Here is an 11883-nt window from a genome sequence, read left to right as displayed (position 1 = left end):
GGCGCGGCGCTTGCCGTTTTCCTTGCGAGGGCGAGAGTGAAAGAAAAGCCCAGGTTGGGGCGGGCCGTCGTCGGCTGGCTTTTGTGTCTTGCTCCTTTGCCGGGGATGAGCATCACACTCGATGAGGCTGTGCGTCGCGGCCTCCAGATCAACCCGCTGGTGGCCCAGGCCGAACAACAGCTCAACGAGGCGGCAACGGAAGTCGATATCGCCCGCGACGGCTACTGGCCGAGCGTGGGGCTTTCGGCCGGGCCGGAGGGCTTTTCGACGAGCAACTTCGGCTATGACCTGACCGCAAGCCAGACCCTTTACGACTGGGGGCGGGTGAGCAGCCAGGTGGAAGGCGCCTCGGCCACACATCGCCAGTTCGAAGAAGAGCTTGCGCTGGTGTCGGAGGAGGCGGCGCTGGATATCGCCGAGGTGTACCTGGATGTGATGAGTGCCCGACGTCGGGAAGCGGTGGTCGAGCGACATATCGAGGCGCTGGAGCGGATTGCGCGCCTTGCCGCGTCCCGCAGCGAGATCGGCTATGCCGATCGTACCGAAAGCGACCGGGCCGCGCTTGAAATCGCCCGCGCCCGGGAGCAGCTGGCGCTTGAAGAGGGCGAGCGACGTGATGCCGTGCTCCAGTTTCGCCGCCTGGTAGGCACGGACCCACAGGACATGACGCTGCCCGAGCCCCCGGCGCTGACCGCGTTTCTGCGCGATTCACCCGAGGTGCTGGAAGGTGCCATTCTTGCCTCGCCCCAGTTTCGCCAGGGGGAAGAGCGCATCGCCCAGGCCAGGGCGGGCACGCAAGAGGCCCGCGCCGCGGTCAGGCCGCAACTCAATCTGGAAGGCTCGGTACTGCGCCGTGAAATCGGCGGCACCATGGAGGATGATACCGTCGTGGCGCTACGCCTGCGTATGGACACGTTTCAGGGGCTTTCCAACCTGCGCCGAACGCAGTCTGCCCAGCAGCGGCTGGAAGCGGCGCGGTGGGGGGTAGAGGTCGCCCGGCGTGATCTCGGCCGTTCCCTGACCTCGCTCATTGAAAATCATGAAGCCCTGGGGTGGCGCCAGCAGGCGCTGGAAGCGCAGCTGGGCAACGCCGCAAGCGTGGTCAGGGGGTACGAAGAGCAGTTCACCGTCGGCCTGCGCGACGTGTTTGACCTGCTGAGCCTTCAACGCGACGCGTTCGAGGCCGAGCGCCAGCTCGCAGAACTCGATACCGAGCGGCTGCGCATGCAGTACCGCGCTGCGGCCCAGCTAGGACTTTTGTATTCCTTGATGACCACTACCCAGCATGAGATGGAGCATCTCTTGAGGACCCGCCATGCAGCGCAGGGGCGATAGCCATGAAAGTGATCACCGTTCAGACGAGAGTCAGGCAGGTGATAGTCAGGTAAGTGATAGTCAGGCAGGTAATAGCGAGGCAGGTGAGGCGTTCAACGACGGCCTGGCACTGCTTTGCCGTCACCTGGGCAGGCCGACCACCGCGGTCGAGCTGACCGATGGCTTCGCGCTGGAGCAGGGGCGCCTGCCCTTGCCGCTTGTTCCCCGCGCCTTGAAGCGGGCGGGCATGGCCGGGCGTGTGGTCGAGCTGACATTGTCGCGCCTGAGCGAGGGGCTGCTGCCTGCGCTGTTGTTGCTGGAAAACGGCTTGGTATGTCTGCTGGTCGAGCACCAGGGAAACGAGGCCGTCATCCTGGTGCCGGAAACCGGGGGCGGCGAAGAGCGCTTGCCCATGGAAGCGCTTGCCCGGCGCTATAGCGGCGTGGCCGTGGTGGCAAGACAGGCGTATCGGGCCGATAGCCGCGCCGGCAGCTTCGCTCGCGAACGCAAGGAACACTGGCTGAAAGGGCCGGTGCGCCGACAGTGGAAGACTTACATGGAGGTGGGCGTTGCCGCCTTGATGGCCAATCTTCTGGCGATCGGTACCGCCATCTTCGCCATGCAGGTGTACGATCGCGTGGTGCCCAATAATGCCCTGGATACACTCTGGATTCTGGCAAGCGGGGTAGCGCTGGCCGCCACGTTCGAGTTCGTTCTGCGCGTGCTGCGCGCCCGGCTGATCGATACCACGGGCAAGCGGCTCGATCTTGACCTTTCGTCACGGTTGTTCGAACAGGTGATGCAGCTTCGCCTGTCCGCCAAGCCGGGTTCTACCGGCGCCTTCAGCAGCCAGCTTCGCGAGTTCGAATCGGTACGGGAGTTCTTTACCTCCTCGACCATCGGCGCGATCAGTGATCTGCCGTTTGTGGCACTTTTTATCGGTGTGATCGCCTATATCGGCGGCCCGATTGCCTGGGTACCGCTGGCGGCGGTGTTCTTGATGGTGCTGCCGGGGCTGCTCGCCCAGCCGCGTCTGGCGGCGCTGGCGCGCCAGAACCTGCGTGAAGGCGCGATTCGCCAAGGCGTAGTGCTCGAAACCCTGGAAAACCTGGAAACGGTCAAGACCACGCGCGCGGAAGGACGCCATCTGAAGATATGGGATTCGCTCTCGGCGGAGCTTGCCGATGCCGGAGTGCGCATGCGCTCGTTGAGCGCCACGCTGAGTTTCGGCGCCGCCTTCGTACAGCAACTTTGCTATATCGGTGTGGTGATCGTCGGCGTCTACCAGATAAGCGCCGGCGCGCTGACGGTAGGGGCATTGATTGCCTGCACCATTCTTGCCTCGCGCACTATCGCCCCCATGAGCCAGGTGGCCGGCATTCTCACCCGTTGGCAGCATGTCAAGGTGGCGCTCGAGGGGTTGGATGACGTGATGAAAGCGCCCGTCGAGCGCCCGCAAGGCCGCAGTTTCGTACACAAGGCCACGCTTGCAGGCGCCTATGAGCTGGATGGGGTGAAACTCAGCTACCAGCAGGATGGGCCGCTGGCGCTGAATATCGACGCGCTCACTATTGCCGCTGGCGAGCGTATTGCGCTGCTGGGCGGCAACGGTGCGGGTAAATCCAGCCTCTTGCGTCTTCTGGCAGGACTTGGCGACGCCGACGCCGGGGAAATCCTGCTCGACGGCGTCAATATTGCCCAGCTCGAGCCCGCCGACAAACGTCGCGCCATCGGTTACCTGCCCCAGGACATCGCCCTTTTCTACGGCACGCTGCGGGAGAACCTGCTGCTGGACGGCCAGGCGCATAGCGACGAGGCGCTGCTGGATGCGCTCGAGTCGGTGGGGCTTGGCAGCTTTGTCAGGCGCCACCCCCACGGGCTGGATCTACCCCTGCAGGGCAATAACAGCCTTTCCGGTGGGCAGCGCCAGGCCGTCGGGCTTGCCCGGCTGCTGTTGCAGGATCCGCGCATCGTGCTCTTGGATGAGCCCACCGCCGCCTACGACCAGACCAACGAGCGCCGGGTGATCCAGACCCTTGGCACGTGGCTTGAACAGCGCACGCTGATTCTTTCCACCCACAAGTCATCGCTTCTGACCCTGACCCAGCGCGCCGTGGTGCTCAGTGAAGGCAGGCTTGCAATGGATGGCCCGGTAGAGAGCGTGGTCAACAACAACCAGGTGAAGGTGCCGGCCAGAAAACCTCAGGGAGTGCGCCGCCATGACCCCCAGTGAAACGATTCGCCGTGAACTAGGCGACCCGCGTTTGACCCTGACGCCGCGGCGCAGCCATATCATCCTGTGGGTCAGCCTCCTTGCCTTGATGGCATTCGTTGGCTGGGCCGCTTGGGCCACCATCGACGAGGTCACCAAGGGCGAGGGCAAGGTGGTGCCCTTTACCCGGCTGCAGACGATCCAGAGTTTCGAAGGCGGTATCATCTCCGAGCTTCTGGTGGGGCGGGGGGACCGCGTGGAGGTTGGCCAGCCCCTGGTACGACTGGATGACACGCGCTTTCGAAGTGCGTTCCTGGAAACACTCAGCCAGATCAAGGTGCTCCGGGCGGCCATTGCACGCCTGGAAGCTGAAGTGCTGGAGCAGTCGGATATCGAGTTCCCGGAAGGCATCGACCCCGAGGGCGAACTCGCCCGCTCGGAACAGGCGCTGTTCAACGCCCGACGCGGCCGGCTTTCCGAGGCCCAGCGCTCGCTGAATGAAGAGATCGCGCTGGCCCGGCGCCAGCTCGCGCTGGTCGAGCCGCTGGTGCAAAGCCGCTCGGTCAGTGAAATGGAATCCCTGAAGCTCAGCCAGACCATGGCCGGCCTGGCCGGGCGCCTGGCGGAGCTTCGCAACACCTACGTTCAGGATGCCTATACCGAGCTTGCCACCAAAAAGGCCGAACTGGGTACTCTCGAGCAGATCATGATGCAGCGACGCGACCAGCTTACCCGCACTGAAATACGCTCCCCGGTACGCGGGCGGGTCAACGATATTCTGGTGACGACACTGGGCGGGGTCATCCAGTCCGGCGAGCCGATCATGGAGATCACACCCATCGAGGACCGGCTTTTGATCGAGGCCCGGGTCAAGCCTCAGGATGTCGCGTTCGTGGCCCCGGGCATGCCGACCAGCGTCAAGATCACCGCCTACGACTACACCATCTACGGCGATCTCAAGGGCCGGGTCGAGCAGATCAGCGAAGACACCATCGACGAAGAGACCCCTCGGGGCACTGAAGCCTTTTACGAAGTGCTGATCGTCACCGATGAAACACATCTGCAGCGCCACGGCGAAACCCTGCCCATTCGCCCCGGGATGCGCGCCGATGTGGATATTCAGACCGGCAAGCGCTCGCTTTTGAGCTATCTGTTGAAGCCGATCATCAAGGCGCGGCTTTACTGATATGCTTGCGAACGGTTTGTACGTCTTTTCAACCGCTTGAGAAGAGAGGAACGCCACGTGCGCTTGCACTATTCGGGGCCACTACCCGAACGTATCGGATTTTTACTATTGCCCCGTTTTTCCATGATGGCATTTTTCTCTGCGGTGGAGCCTCTTCGTATCGCCAATCGAATAAGCGGCCAGACGCTTTTCGAATGGCCGCTGTTCAGCTGCGACGGCGCGCCGGTGACGGCCAGTAACGACATGACGTTGCTGGTGGATCAGCCCATGGGCCACGAGCTCGATCTTGCCTCGCTGGCGCTTTGCAGCGGCTTTGAGCCGGATACTCATATAAGCCGTGCGCTGACAGGGTGGCTGCATCGTCTGGACCAGGCCGGATGCGCTCTGGGCGCTCTGGATACCGGCGGGTTCTTGCTCGCCGCGGCTGAGCTGCTTAAAGGCGAACGGATAACGCTTCACTGGGAGAGTTTGCCAGCGTTTCGCGAACGCTTTCCCACCATCGAGACGTCTGATGAGCTTTTCGAGCTGGGCGAGCGGCGCTTTTCCTGCGCCGGCGGGGCGGCGGCCATGGATATGGCCCTGGAGCTGATTGCAAGACGCCACGGTTCCGAGCTTGCGGTGGCAGTCTCCGAGCAACTGATCCATGAGCGTCTGCGAAGCCGCCACGACCAGCAGCGTATGTCGCTGGCGCGGCGACTGGGCACCCATAACCGACGGCTGGTGGAGGCGGTGGCACTGATGGAGCGTCATCTGGAAGAGCCGCTGGCGCTGACCGACGTTGCCAGGCGAAGTGGGGTCTCGCCGCGTCAATTGCAGCGCCTTTTCGAACAGGAACTTGGCGCCTCGCCTCGTCAGTGGTATCAAGCGCTTCGTCTGCAGCGCGCCAACCGGCTTTTGACCGAGACCGACATGGGCGTACTGGCCATCGGCGTGGCCTGTGGATTTGGCTCGAGCTCAAGCTTTGCCCGGGCTTTTCGCGCCCAGTTCGGCTATTCACCGATTCAGGCGCGTCGCCAGGCGAGTGTCTAGCGAAAGCTGCCTAGCGAGTGGCGTGTCGTAAACTGTCTGGGTAATGTCGCTTGGTGTCGTTCTTTTCTTGGCTTGATCGTCAGACTGGCGCTCTAGCTCTTGCAAAGGTAACGACCATGAAAGTACGACTTAGCGACTGGAAAACCCCTTTCACGCTCAGTGCCTTGAGCCTTGCTTCATTCGTGATGGCCGCACCCGCGGCGGGTGCATTGGATGAGGTGCGCTTTGGCGTGCCGCCGTGGCCGGGTGTCACCGTCAAATCCGAAGTGGCCGCCCAGTTGATGGAGGCCATGGGGTACGAGACCCGTCAACGCGACCTGGCGGTCAGCGTCATTCTGGAAGGCCTGACCCGGGATGATATCGATGTGTACCTGGGCGGCTGGTACCCGGTACAGGTCGATATGATCGAACCCTTGGTCGAGACGGGCAAGGTCGAGAAGCTCGTATCCAATATCCAGGGCGCCAATTCGGGGCTGGTGGTGCCCCGTTATGTGCATGACGCCGGTGTGACCTCGGTGGCCGACCTGGATGCCCACCGTGAGCGCTTTGACGGTGAGATTCAGGGTATCGAGGCGGGCACCGGCATCAATACCGCCATTCTGGCCGCGATCGACAACGACCGGGCGGGGCTTGGAGAATGGCATCTGCGGGAAAGCTCGACCTCGGCCATGCTGGCCCAGGCCGAGCAGAAGATAGCAAACGAAGAGTGGGTGACTTTTGTCGGCTGGGAACCCCACTGGATGAACGTGAGCTTCGATCTGGCCTATCTGGACGACGCCGATGAGGCAGGCGTTGCGCAGATCGAAAGTACCGTTTGGACCGTAGTGCCGGCTAGTCTGGCCGAAGAGGATCCGGACCTTCACCGCTTTCTTTCTCAATATGTCGTGGCTATCGAGGATCAGAACGAATGGGTGTACGGCTACAGTTTCGAGGATCACCCCGCCGATGAAGTGGCAAGCGACTGGATCACCACCCATCTGGACACCGTTGAAACCTGGCTTGAGGGAGTGAACGCCAAGGACGGTACGCCGGCTATCGAAGCCGTCAGAGCCGCCTACGAATAACGCGCGTTCAAGCGGTACGTCAACGCCTGGCAGAAATCCTGCCAGGCGTCTTGCATTTCGGGCAACCACGCGTGGGCGTGAAGTGCTGCGTGCACCATGTCAGGCGCCACGCGATAACCCACGTCGCCACCTTCCAGGCGCCACTCATCAACCACGTGTTCCAGCGGGGCAGTGAGAGGGTCGTGCTCGACGCTGAGTATTTCCATGGAGCAGGCCGGTCGCGGCGTCGGTGCACACGAACCCAGGGCCGGGCAAAGAAGGGTCAAGCCAAGCACGTCCTGACGGCTCAGTAACGGCGCATCGTTTCCCAGCGTTTGCCGGGTAAGGCCATTGACCGGCGGGTAGATCAGCCCCAGCAGCGGGGGCTGGCTGAGCCAGGCGGCGCATTCCAGGGCCAGGCGGGCGCCCGCGCTGTCACCGACAAGGGCGAAAGGCCCCACCCGGGTCATCACGTGGTAGCAGCAAGCCAGCATGTCGCCATAGCGGGCCTCTGGGGCCAGCGGGTAGTCGATGCTGATCACTTCACGCTCCAGGCGCTTGGCCAGATCCATCGCAATACCGTGATGGCTTTTCACCGAGCCCAGCGTGAAGCCGCCGCCGTGAATGAACACGACTGTGCCGGTGTGTCTAACCGCCGGGCGAAAGCGCCTGACCCGTGAGCCGGCCACCTGCTCGTCCACCACCGTCATGCCCATTGGATCTGGAGGTGCGAAGGAGTGGCAAAGCGCTTCGTAACGTGCTCGCGCCTTGATGATCGGCAGCGTCTCCAGGCTCGCCAGCCCGACTTGAAAGCGTTCGATAAAGGCGGCGATGTCCATTACCGGGAAATACCTATTCGCCGCCCGGCAAGCGTGGGCCAGGCGCCGTCACCTATCGTGGGCAGCGTTGCTATCTGGCGGGCGATCACCTCGGGAAAGGGCGCCGATCGTCCGCCTTGTTGGTCGATCCCCATCAGCATCTGCTCGCTGGTGGCCAGCACGCCGTGTTCGTTATCGAGCAATTCGAAGAATACGTGCAGGCGCTTGGCATCGTGATCCAGAAGCGACAGCTTGACGGCAAGCGGCTCACCCTCGTGGGCCTCGCGCCGGTAGCAAAGATGCGTTTCCAGGGTATAGAGCGTGTAGTGATGTGTCTCGCGGCCTGGCTGGTCCAGACCGATATGCGCCATCAAGGCCTCCACTGCCAGGGAAAAGACCCTGGCGTACTCGGCGTCGTTCATATGGCCGTTGTAGTCGACCCATTCCCGCGCAACGCACGTGCTGTAAATCATCATTAGATGCGTCCTTTCAGGCCTTCGGCTTCGGGCCAGTATTTCTGCACAAGCCCGAGCAGGTCCACCAGAAAGTCATCGCGACGCCGGTCCAGGGTAGCGACCGAGCGACCGGCGGCCTGATGTTCGCAGCCTTCCACCACGCGATCGATCAGCGCATCGGTAAGCTCGGGCGCCTCCAGCTTGGTCCAGGGAAGTTTCAAGGCGGGGCCGAACTGTTCGAGCATATGGCGCATTCCCTGTTCGCCGCCTGCCAGATGAAACGTCAAAAAGGTGCCCATCAACGACCAGCGAAGCCCGCAGCCGTACACCACCGCAGCGTCGATCTCTTCGGTGGTGGCCACCCCATCGTTCACCAGGTGAAGCGCCTCGCGCCACAAGGCTTCCATCAAGCGATCGGCAATGTGCCCCTCGATCTCCTTGCGCACCACTAGCGGGCGCATGGCCAGTGACTGATAAAGCGCCTGACCTCTTTCGATATGAGACGTTTGGGTGGCCTCTCCGCCCACCAGCTCGACGAGCGGCAACAGATAAACCGGGTTGAAGGGGTGGGCGACGATCACACGACCAGGCGCCTTGGTACACCCGGCTTGAAGCTCGCTGGGTTTGAACCCCGAGGTTGACGAGCCGATGAGCGTGTCTTCAGCAGCGTTTTGATCCAGAGTGGCCAGCACCTCGCGCTTTAGTGCCAACCGTTCGGGCACGTTTTCCTGAATCAGGTCCGCGCCTTGAACCGCTTCTTCGAGGCTATCGACAAAACGTAGACGCGTCTGCCGTGCGTCTGGCTCCAGGCCTACCGCTTCAAGCGAAGGCCAGGCATTCGCCACAAACGCGCGGGTCCGCTCGGGGGCGCCCGCGTCAGGGTCGAAAGCGACGACATTCCAGCCCTGAGCCAGCGCCCGGGCGATCCATCCGTTACCGATGACCCCGGTACCAATCACTGAAAGCTGTTTCATGCTTCACCTCGCGGGGTCTGATGCTTAGGCGCGTGCGGGTCGCGAAGCGCCAAATGGGCACGGGTCTGCTCGGGTGTCATGACCCGGGCGCTCAGGTTTTCGATCAGTCCGACGGCGTGCTCCACCAGCTGAGCGTTGCTCGCCAGCACGCCTTTTTTCAGGTAGAGGTTATCCTCAAGCCCCACGCGGGCATGGCCGCCCAACAGGACGGACTGCGCAACCATGGGCATTTGCTGGCGGCCGATACCGAAGGCGGCCCACTGGGCGTTGTCAGGTAGTTTGTTGCGCATGGCCAACATGGTGTCGGTATCCGCCTCGGCTCCCCAGGGGATGCCCAGGCAGAGCTGGTAGAGCGGGTCGCCGTCAATCAAGCCTTCCTGTTGAAGCTGACGGGCGAACCAGACGTGGCCTAGGTCGAAACATTCGAGTTCGGGTTTGACACCGGCGCGCTGGACCAGTCTGGCGTGCTCGCGCAGCCAGTCGGCGGGGTTGACGTAGACCATGTCGCCAAAATTGAGGCTGCCGCAATCCAGCGTGCAAAGCTCGGGCAGGAGTTCACTCACGGGGGCGTGGCGCTCGGCGGGCGTTTGAATATCGGTGCCCGGGCCTCCGCGTGTCGGGTCCTTCGCATCAGGCGTCCAGTCGCCGCCGCCGCCGGCGGTGATGTTCATCACGATGTCGGTGCCGGCATCGCGCACCCGCGCCATCACTTCGCGAAAGTGTGCCTGCGAATGGCTGACACCGCCGGTATCCGGGTCGCGCACGTGGATGTGGGCAATGCTCGCCCCGGCGTTGGCGGCGGCGATACAGTCATTGGCTATCTGCGCTGGCGTGACCGGCACGTTCGGGTTCTTGCCGGGGGTGTCCCCTGCGCCGGTCACCGCGCAGGTCAAAATGACGTTGCGATTCATTGCTCGCTCCCTTGTTGGGTCATGACAGGCGTCAGTATGGAGCGACTAGCGGTTTTAAGTTGATCAAAGGCGACCAATGATAGGCTTTTTCGGACATTTGCTATAAAGCGTGCAACGCCCCTTGCAGATGCGGGTGTGCTGGTCGGGCGTGGTGATTACGTTAACCGTTCAGCCAAATAGCGCTTGGTAAAATCCAGGAATCGGTGATCGTTGGCATAAGCGATATGGACACGCATCGCCGAGGCGTCCGGGCCATTGGGCCTTAGCGAAAAGATCGCCCCGGGCGCGATGAAGATCCCTTCATCCGAGGCTTGCTTGGCGAGCTGGAGCGTACTGATGGAATGGGGGAGGTGGCCCCATAGATAGTAGCCCTGGTTCAACCCCTGTTTATGATGAATACCAGCGTCTTTTAACGCCGATGAAGCACTCACGCTTGCTTTGGCAATACGCTCACGCAGTTGAACCAGATGCCGGCGATATCGCCCATGGCCGATCATCTCGTTAATCAGGCGTTCATTGAAGGTGGAGGTGTTGACGACGGTCAGCATCTTGATATCGGTAAGTGCGTTGACAAGCGCGGGGCTACCTGCCAGATAACCGGCACGCACCCCGGTCGACAAGGTTTTCGAGAAACTGCCTACATAGATAACCCGGTTGAGATCGTCCAAAGCCGCCAGGTGAGCGCTGCCGTGAGGAAGAAGATCACCGAATACGTCATCCTCGACCAGTACCACGTTATAGCGCTCGGCGATGGTAAGCAGCCGATAAAGCTGACTGGGCGGCAGCGTCGAGCCTGTCGGGTTGTGCGCATTGGGTTGTAAGAAGAAAAGACCGGGCCGGTACTGCTTGATCTTGCGCTCCAGGTCGTCAAGGTCCAGCCCTTCATGGCTTCTCGATACGCCTACCAGTTTGGCCCGGGCCAGACGAAGCTTGCCAAACAGGGGGTAATAGCCTGGCGTTTCAATCAAGACGCTGTCGCCGGGCGCGACGAAGTGGCGGATGATCAGGTCAAACGCATGATTTGCCCCGAATGTCATGAGCACTTGATCGTGGGACGCGTGGATCGAGCGGCCCGTCAATATGCGGGCGATGGTTTCGCGTAGTGGTGGGTACCCTTGGGGCACACCATATTCGATATCGTTATCGGCACTGGTGATCAACCGTTTGGCCTGGCGGGCCAATGCAACGCCCCCCATCCAGCTTGCCGGTGCGCGGCCGTCACCGACGCGAACCTGGAAATTGCCTACGAGCTGCTCTCTTAGTAACGAGACGCTATCTACCGCTTCGCTCAACTCCCCGGTCTTTTCGACCACTTCAAGCGTTGGCGGCTTTTCGACAAAAAAACCTGCCCCTCGCCGGGCGCGTAACCTGCCCAGCGCAACCAGCTGGTCATAGGCATCCACAATCGTATTCTTTGAAACCCCATGCTGGCGAGCAGCTTCTCGTATGGAGGCAAGCCTTGCGCCTGGGGTGAGGCGACCCTCTTCGATAGCCTTGAGGATGGTATCGGCCACGTGCCTGGATTTGGACAAGGTAGCGCCTCCTGAAACGAGCATGAATAATTCGACCCAGCAAGTGTACCTCTCTTTTCAAGGGTACAGTACCTCGTACAATTTATGTAACTGTACCTGTCGATAAGAGAGGAGTTTAACCATCATGACCTGCATTAAAAGAGAAACATCCATAATAAATTCAAGGAGACACGCCATGTCTGAAAAAAAGAATCGGTTTCTCAGCGTATGGGATGACACTGTGAGCGGGAAAGATCTTCTGCTTGCACTGTGTATTTCTACGCCGTTGACGTTGGGTGGCTACCTGCTTGCGCCACCGCAGCCTCCGCTGCCGCTTATTCTAGGCTTGAGTGGCGCTATCCTGGGGTTCTTCATCAATGCGCTGCTGTTTCGTCCCAAGCGGCAGTTGCAGACCGGTGAGGAGAAGTAG

General features: G+C 61.6%; 11 protein-coding genes. 6 read left to right on the top strand and 5 right to left on the bottom strand.

Annotated features, from left to right (window positions below):
* The first annotated feature begins 129 nt into the window (after nt 1-129).
* The 5 genes from ACWF8S_RS10830 to ACWF8S_RS10810 all read left to right on the top strand — a co-directional run bounded on the left by ACWF8S_RS10830 (nt 130) and on the right by ACWF8S_RS10810 (nt 6805).
* Nucleotides 130-1335: a TolC family protein gene (locus ACWF8S_RS10830; RefSeq protein WP_447553329.1), complete on the top strand. Its 1206-nt coding sequence runs from the start codon at nt 130-132 to the stop codon at nt 1333-1335.
* Nucleotides 1316-3547 carry a type I secretion system permease/ATPase gene (locus ACWF8S_RS10825; protein WP_447553328.1) on the top strand — a complete coding sequence of 744 codons (2232 nt, stop codon included), beginning with the start codon at nt 1316-1318 and terminating at the stop codon, nt 3545-3547. The genes ACWF8S_RS10830 and ACWF8S_RS10825 overlap by 20 nt, the downstream gene beginning before the upstream one ends.
* Nucleotides 3534-4712: an HlyD family efflux transporter periplasmic adaptor subunit gene (locus ACWF8S_RS10820; RefSeq protein ID WP_447553327.1), complete on the top strand. Its 1179-nt coding sequence runs from the start codon at nt 3534-3536 to the stop codon at nt 4710-4712. The genes ACWF8S_RS10825 and ACWF8S_RS10820 overlap by 14 nt, the downstream gene beginning before the upstream one ends.
* Nucleotides 4713-4769: 57 nt before the next feature.
* Nucleotides 4770-5741, top strand: a complete 972-nt coding sequence (locus tag ACWF8S_RS10815) for a GlxA family transcriptional regulator (protein WP_447553326.1) — start codon at nt 4770-4772, stop codon at nt 5739-5741.
* Nucleotides 5742-5857: 116 nt separating this feature from the next.
* Nucleotides 5858-6805: an ABC transporter substrate-binding protein gene (locus ACWF8S_RS10810; protein WP_447553325.1), complete on the top strand. Its 948-nt coding sequence runs from the start codon at nt 5858-5860 to the stop codon at nt 6803-6805.
* Here the strand turns inward: ACWF8S_RS10810 and ACWF8S_RS10805 are convergent.
* The 5 genes from ACWF8S_RS10805 to ACWF8S_RS10785 form a co-directional block, all read right to left on the bottom strand.
* Nucleotides 6796-7623: an alpha/beta hydrolase gene (locus ACWF8S_RS10805; RefSeq protein WP_447553324.1), complete on the bottom strand. Its 828-nt coding sequence runs from the start codon at nt 7621-7623 to the stop codon at nt 6796-6798. The two genes, ACWF8S_RS10810 and ACWF8S_RS10805, sit on opposite strands and share 10 nt — an antisense overlap.
* Nucleotides 7623-8078, bottom strand: a complete 456-nt coding sequence (locus ACWF8S_RS10800) for a thioesterase family protein (RefSeq protein WP_447553323.1) — start codon at nt 8076-8078, stop codon at nt 7623-7625. Before ACWF8S_RS10800 ends, ACWF8S_RS10805 begins: the two co-directional genes overlap by 1 nt.
* Nucleotides 8078-9031 (bottom strand): L-carnitine dehydrogenase, encoded by a 954-nt coding sequence (locus ACWF8S_RS10795; protein ID WP_447553322.1) that lies wholly within the window; start codon nt 9029-9031, stop codon nt 8078-8080. Before ACWF8S_RS10795 ends, ACWF8S_RS10800 begins: the two co-directional genes overlap by 1 nt.
* Entirely contained in the window at nt 9028-9942 is a 915-nt protein-coding gene (locus ACWF8S_RS10790) for a 3-keto-5-aminohexanoate cleavage protein (RefSeq protein ID WP_447553321.1), read from the bottom strand. Before ACWF8S_RS10790 ends, ACWF8S_RS10795 begins: the two co-directional genes overlap by 4 nt.
* 155 nt (nt 9943-10097) lie before the next feature.
* Entirely contained in the window at nt 10098-11474 is a 1377-nt protein-coding gene (locus ACWF8S_RS10785; RefSeq protein ID WP_447553320.1) for an aminotransferase-like domain-containing protein, read from the bottom strand.
* A gap of 175 nt (nt 11475-11649) precedes the next feature.
* Between ACWF8S_RS10785 and ACWF8S_RS10780 the strand changes: the two genes are divergently transcribed.
* Nucleotides 11650-11883 carry a hypothetical protein gene (locus ACWF8S_RS10780; protein ID WP_447553319.1) on the top strand — a complete coding sequence of 78 codons (234 nt, stop codon included), beginning with the start codon at nt 11650-11652 and terminating at the stop codon, nt 11881-11883.

Source organism: Vreelandella xerophytica, from assembly GCF_968048975.1.
This window is presented reverse-complemented; position numbering and strand designations above follow the sequence as displayed.

Coding starts and splice junctions, on each gene's coding strand:
- ACWF8S_RS10825 (WP_447553328.1), top strand. CDS start 1,316: ATGCAGCGCAGGGGCGATAGCCATGAAAGTGATCACCGTTCAGACGAG.
- ACWF8S_RS10820 (WP_447553327.1), top strand. CDS start 3,534: ATGACCCCCAGTGAAACGATTCGCCGTGAACTAGGCGACCCGCGTTTG.
- ACWF8S_RS10810 (WP_447553325.1), top strand. CDS start 5,858: ATGAAAGTACGACTTAGCGACTGGAAAACCCCTTTCACGCTCAGTGCC.
- ACWF8S_RS10805 (WP_447553324.1), bottom strand. CDS start 7,623: ATGGACATCGCCGCCTTTATCGAACGCTTTCAAGTCGGGCTGGCGAGC.
- ACWF8S_RS10800 (WP_447553323.1), bottom strand. CDS start 8,078: ATGATGATTTACAGCACGTGCGTTGCGCGGGAATGGGTCGACTACAAC.
- ACWF8S_RS10795 (WP_447553322.1), bottom strand. CDS start 9,031: ATGAAACAGCTTTCAGTGATTGGTACCGGGGTCATCGGTAACGGATGG.
- ACWF8S_RS10790 (WP_447553321.1), bottom strand. CDS start 9,942: ATGAATCGCAACGTCATTTTGACCTGCGCGGTGACCGGCGCAGGGGAC.
- ACWF8S_RS10780 (WP_447553319.1), top strand. CDS start 11,650: ATGTCTGAAAAAAAGAATCGGTTTCTCAGCGTATGGGATGACACTGTG.